The following is a 4,954-nucleotide window of genomic DNA, read 5'->3' as shown; positions in this document are numbered from 1 at the left end:
GGCAGCAGCACCCACAGCGCCAGATACAGCAGGAACTGCGGCCCCGGCAGCAGGCACGAGGCCAGGAAGGCCACGCGCACGGTGGTCGGGGGGAGCCCGAAGCGCCGTGCCAGCGCTGCGCAGACACCACCGATCACGCGGTCGTCGCGGGGGCGGACCAGAGCGCTCATGACGAATCTCCTTCGTGCGTCGTCTCGCGCGGACGCCGGGATCGTGACCCGACAATTCGACGGTATGCGCACGAAAGGTGCAAAGCATCCCTCTATGGGACGGTGCGGACCCTGGAAATCGTCGGGGGCGACCCCTGAGCCGGCTCCGCCGGCCGGACCTCCCGGCGCTGTGTCCCGCCCGGCGCGGCCGTGCCGGGCCGCTCGCTGTGCCGCCGCAGCCAGGCCCGGAGCGCGGGCACCAGCGTCAGATGTGCCAGGGCCACGCCCGTGGCGTGCAGCATCAGCGAGTCCACGTCGAGGGTGCGGCCGGAGAGGCTCGTCCGCAGCAGGGCGACACCGAGCGAGACCATGACCCCCGCGAAGACCGTCCGGGCGAGCGACCCCAGCAGGGAGCCGCCGAGCCGCCCGGTCGCCCACGGCAGCAGGACACCGAGCGGGGCGAGCAGCAGCAGGGTGCCGCCGAGATGCTGGACGGCGGGCCAGACGCCGAGCGCCAGCTCGGCCCGGATGGTGGCCAGGGGCCGCAGGTTCGAGGCGGTCACCCAGGGCACCGTGGGCGGGCGCAGCGAGACCCAGCCCACGTACAGCAGATGTGCGACCAGGAGTAGGAGTCCCGTCGCGCGGAGGCGGAAGGCGGCACGTGCGCCGCAACCATGACGCTGCACGCGAGCAAGGACGCACGGGGGGCGTGTGGTGGTTCCGCCCGTCGGCACCGTCGGGGGGTGTTGCGCCTGTCACAGCACGTGCCGCGCCGCCTGCGGGGTCACGCGGCCGGGGTGCCGGTCTCCGCAGGGCGCACGGAACCGGGCCGCGCGCGCAACTCGTCCGTGCAGGGATAGCGCCCGGGCGGCTCGCCGTCCGGCCCGCCGAGGAGCACCGAGCGCTCGTCGCCCGCCGCCGCCGTCGCGGAGTACGTGCACACGAGCTGGGCCAGTGCGTACGGCGGCAGGTCGGCGGGATCGGCGCTCAGCCGCAGCACACCGGCCGGGTCGTCCTCGCGGGCCCCCTCGATCCGCAGCCCGTCCGGCACCTCGGTGGCGAAGCCGCTCTGCGCCTCCCCGCCGGTCGGCTGCGACTGGAGCTCCGCGAGCAGGGCGCGGGCGAACCCCAGCCCCTCCTCGTCCGGGTCCCCGCCCGTCGGCCGCAGCAGCCGCTCCACCGGAACCAGCCGGCTGCCGCAGACCAGATACACGTTGGCGGAGCGCTCGCGCGGCGAGTCGGGAACCGGGCTGCGGTAGCCGGATGTCGCGCAGGACGAGCGGGAGGGCGCGGGGCCCGCGTCGACGGGGACGGAGGTGCCGCGGATGCCGCAGCCGGCGGCGAACGGCAGCGCGGCGGAGGCCAGGGCGATCGCCAGCATCCGGCGGACGACGAGGCCGCGACGGCCGCGCCGGGAGCGCCGGACGCGACCGGTGGGGCCGGTGCAGCCGGTGCGGAGGCCGGTGCCGGAGGCGGTGGTGCGTATCACTCGTGGTCCTGTTCGTGCTCGTCCGGCTCCTGCGGCGCCGCGTCCACGGGGAGCCGCAGCGTGAAGACCGCGCCGCCCTCCGAGGCGTTGGCGGCGGTGATGCTGCCGCCGTGGATGTGCGCGTTCTCCACGGCGATGGAGAGCCCGAGCCCGCTGCCCTCCGAACGCGGCCGGGACGCGCTCGCCTTGTAGAAACGGTCGAAGACGTGCGGAAGCACCTCTTCCGGGATGCCCGGCCCGTGGTCCTTGACCTCGATCGTCAGCCACGCGTCGTCGTGCCGCACCGAGACCCGTACCGGCGAGCCGCCGTGCTTGAGCGCGTTGCCGATCAGATTCGCCAGGATGACGTCGAGCCGGCGCGGGTCGAGCCGGGCGACGAACCCCCGCTCGGCGTCCAGCTCCACCGCGTCCAGCCAGGCGCGGGCGTCGATGCAGGCCGTCACCATGTCGGCGACGTCCACGTCGTCCAGCACCAGCCGCGCCGTGCCCGCGTCGAACCGGGTGACCTCCATGAGGTTCTCCACCAGGTCGCCGAGCCGCCGGGTCTCGGTGACGACCATCCGCACGGCGGGCTCGATCATCGGGTCGAGGTTGTCGGCCTCGTCCTCCAGGACCTCCGTCATCGCGGTGATCGCCGTGAGCGGGGTGCGCAGCTCGTGCGACATGTCGGCGACGAAGCGGCGGCTGGCCTCCTCGCGCCCGCTCAGCTCCTCCACCCGCTTCTCCAGCGATGCCGCCGCCGCGTTGAAGGTGCGGGACAGCTCCGCCAGTTCGTCCGTGCCCGAGACCCGCAGCCGGGTGTCCAGCTTGCCCTCGCCGAGCCGCCGCGCGGCGTCACCCAGCCGCTGCACCGGCCGCAGCACGGTGGAGGCCGCGGCCTGCGCGAGCAGCGCCGAACCGACCAGCGCGAGCGCCGTGGCGATGCCCAGCGACCAGGCCAGCGAGTTGAGGTCGTCCCGCTCGGACGCCAGCGACTTGAGCATGTAGCCGGTCGGCCCGCCGCCGATCACCTTGGCCCCGCCGACCAGGAACGGCTCGCCGTCGAGCGTGACCCGCTGCCAGTAGAGGTGGTACGGCAGCCCGTCGCCCTCGTCGGCCGGGCGGCGCTCGTCCACGGCCGTGCGCAGCGACCGGGGGACCGAGGCCATCGTGAAGCTGTCCACGTCGGACGGCGCCGCGCACTCGCCGCCGTCGCGCTCCCGGTCGACCAGGACGACCTGATAGCGCTGCGTGGTGTTCTCCGCCATCCCCTCGGCGGCCGCCCTCAGCTGGTCGCAGGGCGGCCGCATGGGCAGCGCGCGCACATGGTCGGCCAGGGACTGCCGGAAGTCGTTCAGGGCGGCGTTCTGCGTCCTGGTGAGCACCGCGTCGCGGTTCAGCCAGTACGCGATGCCGGACGCCGAGACGGCGGCGGTCAGGGCGACCAGGGCGAAGACCACCACGAGCCGCAGCCGCAGGCTCGTCAGCCGCAGCAGCCCCGAGGCCCAGCCGCGGACCCGGCCGGGGGAGTCGGTCACTGCGGGGTGTCCAGCCGGTAGCCGACACCCCGGACCGTACGGATCAGGGTCGGTGAGGACGGCACGTCCTCGACCTTGGCGCGCAGCCGCTGCACACAGGCGTCGACCAGCCGCGAGTCGCCCAGGTAGTCGTGCTCCCACACCAGGCGCAGCAACTGCTGCCGGGACAGGGCCTGCCCCGGGCGCCGGCTCAGCTCCAGCAGCAGCCGCAGCTCGGTCGGGGTGAGCTGGAGGTCCTCGCCGTTCTTGGTGACGGTCATGGCGGACCGGTCGATGACCAGGCTGCCGAACACCGCGGCGTCGTTCGCCTCCCGTTCGCCGCGCCGCAGCACCGCACGGATACGCGCGTCGAGCACCCGTGGCTGCACGGGCTTCAGGACGTAGTCGTCGGCGCCGGACTCCAGCCCCACCACCACGTCGATGTCGTCGCTGCGCGCGGTCAGCAGAATGATGGGCAACTGGTCGGTGCGTCTGATCCGGCGGCACACCTCGAATCCGTCGATGCCCGGCAGCATCACGTCCAGCACAATCAGATCCGGCCGCTGCTCGCGCAGCAGTTTCAGGCCGTCCTCGCCCGTCGCCGCGGCCACCACTTGGTGGCCCTGGCGAGACAGGGAGAGTTCGAGGGCCGTTCGGATGGCGTCATCGTCCTCGATCAGCAACAGGAAAGGCACGGTGGTCATTCTGGCCCACGGAGGGCCGATAGTTCGACCGCCGAAGAATTCGGGATTCCGCTCCGGGTCCGCGGAGGGTCCGCGGCGGGTCCGTTCCGCCGGTGCGGAGCCCCCTGTGACAGGCCTGTGACAGTCGGCAGACACCGTGATGAAACTGCCCCGGCAGTCTGTTGTGCACCGGGCAGGAGAGCGGCGGCCCGGCGCAAGCGGAGGCAAGCAGGCTCCACCGACGGGGGGCGCGAGATGAGCACACTGCACACCGGAACCACCAGCGCAGTTGTCACGCGCCTGCACACGGCCGGGTGGAGCGGAGAGAAGTCCGGTGCCGTGAGCGGGCGGGGGTGCGCTCGCGGCGCCGGGCGTCAGCGTCAGCAGTCGCTGCACAGTGTGGCGATCGACGCGGTGGCGGGAGGCGACGACGGGGGTCACGGGGGCGCCTCCTCCCACCGGACCGGGGCGTACGGGGAGGAGCGGGGGGAGCGGGACGGACTGTCCGAGGCGGAGTTCACCGCCTACGTACAGGAACGCCGCGCCTCCCTGTACGCGACGGCCTACCACCTGACCGGGGACCGCTACGAGGCCGAGGACCTGCTGCAGAGCGCGCTGTTCTCGACCTACCGCGCCTGGCACCGGATCAGCGACAAGGCCGCGGTCGGCGGCTACATGCGGCGCACGATGACGAATCTGCACATCAGCGCCTGGCGCCGGCGCAAGCTCAACGAGTACCCGACCGAGGAACTGCCGGAGACCCCGGCCGACCTGGACGCGATGCGCGGCACCGAGCTGCGCGCCGTGCTCTGGCAGGCGCTGTCCCGGCTTCCCGAACTCCAGCGGACGATGCTGGTCCTGCGCTACTACGAGGGCCGGACCGACCCGGAGATCGCGGACATACTCAACATCAGTGTCGGCACGGTCAAGAGCAGCATCTGGCGCTCACTGCGCCGGCTGCGCGAGGACGAGGCGCTCAGCTTCGGGAGGGACCAGCAGGAGTCCTTCGGCGAACTGGTCGCCTGAGAAGCGGGCGGCACGGGCCGCCCGGGGGGAACACGGGGGAGCGGCCTGCCTGTCGGGGGACGGGCAGGTGAACGGGGGCCGCCGGCGGGGGCCGGCGGAACGAGAAGCGGG

The 4,954-nt window shown here is 73.3% G+C and carries 6 protein-coding genes; 1 reads left to right on the top strand and 5 read right to left on the bottom strand.

All coding sequences use genetic code 11. The annotated features are described in order from the left end of the window. The 5 genes from GCU69_RS21935 to GCU69_RS21915 all read right to left on the bottom strand — a co-directional run. On the bottom strand, positions 1–170 hold a 170-nt coding region (locus GCU69_RS21935), incomplete at its 3' end, for a PspC domain-containing protein (RefSeq protein WP_156206961.1). Between the two features lie 92 nt (positions 171–262). Then, positions 263–835 (bottom strand): VanZ family protein, encoded by a 573-nt coding sequence (locus tag GCU69_RS21930; protein ID WP_156206960.1) that lies wholly within the window; start codon positions 833–835, stop codon positions 263–265. Positions 836–933: 98 nt separating this feature from the next. After that, a complete protein-coding gene (locus GCU69_RS21925; protein WP_235978622.1) occupies positions 934–1,638 on the bottom strand; it encodes a hypothetical protein in 705 nt (234 codons plus the stop codon). Further along, positions 1,635–3,254: a sensor histidine kinase gene (locus GCU69_RS21920; RefSeq protein ID WP_156206963.1), complete on the bottom strand. Its 1,620-nt coding sequence runs from the start codon at positions 3,252–3,254 to the stop codon at positions 1,635–1,637. The genes GCU69_RS21925 and GCU69_RS21920 overlap by 4 nt, the downstream gene beginning before the upstream one ends. Continuing rightward, positions 3,152–3,829, bottom strand: coding sequence for a response regulator transcription factor (locus GCU69_RS21915; RefSeq protein ID WP_176604625.1), 678 nt, complete (start codon positions 3,827–3,829; stop codon positions 3,152–3,154). The genes GCU69_RS21920 and GCU69_RS21915 overlap by 103 nt, the downstream gene beginning before the upstream one ends. A 243-nt stretch (positions 3,830–4,072) precedes the next feature. Between GCU69_RS21915 and GCU69_RS21910 the strand changes: the two genes are divergently transcribed. Next, positions 4,073–4,843, top strand: a complete 771-nt coding sequence (locus tag GCU69_RS21910; RefSeq protein WP_098753665.1) for a SigE family RNA polymerase sigma factor — start codon at positions 4,073–4,075, stop codon at positions 4,841–4,843. Positions 4,844–4,954: the final 111 nt, after the last annotated feature.

The organism is Streptomyces lycii (assembly GCF_009735685.1).
In the GTDB taxonomy this organism is placed as follows: Bacteria; Actinomycetota; Actinomycetes; order Streptomycetales; family Streptomycetaceae; genus Streptomyces; species Streptomyces lycii.
Note: the sequence above shows the minus strand (reverse complement) of the source record. Positions and strands in the feature narration are given on the sequence as shown.

What these genes read in the sequence shown, in the direction of transcription:
- GCU69_RS21910 (WP_098753665.1), top strand. Translation starts at nt 4,073, where the DNA reads ATGAGCACACTGCACACCGGAACCACCAGCGCAGTTGTCACGCGCCTG.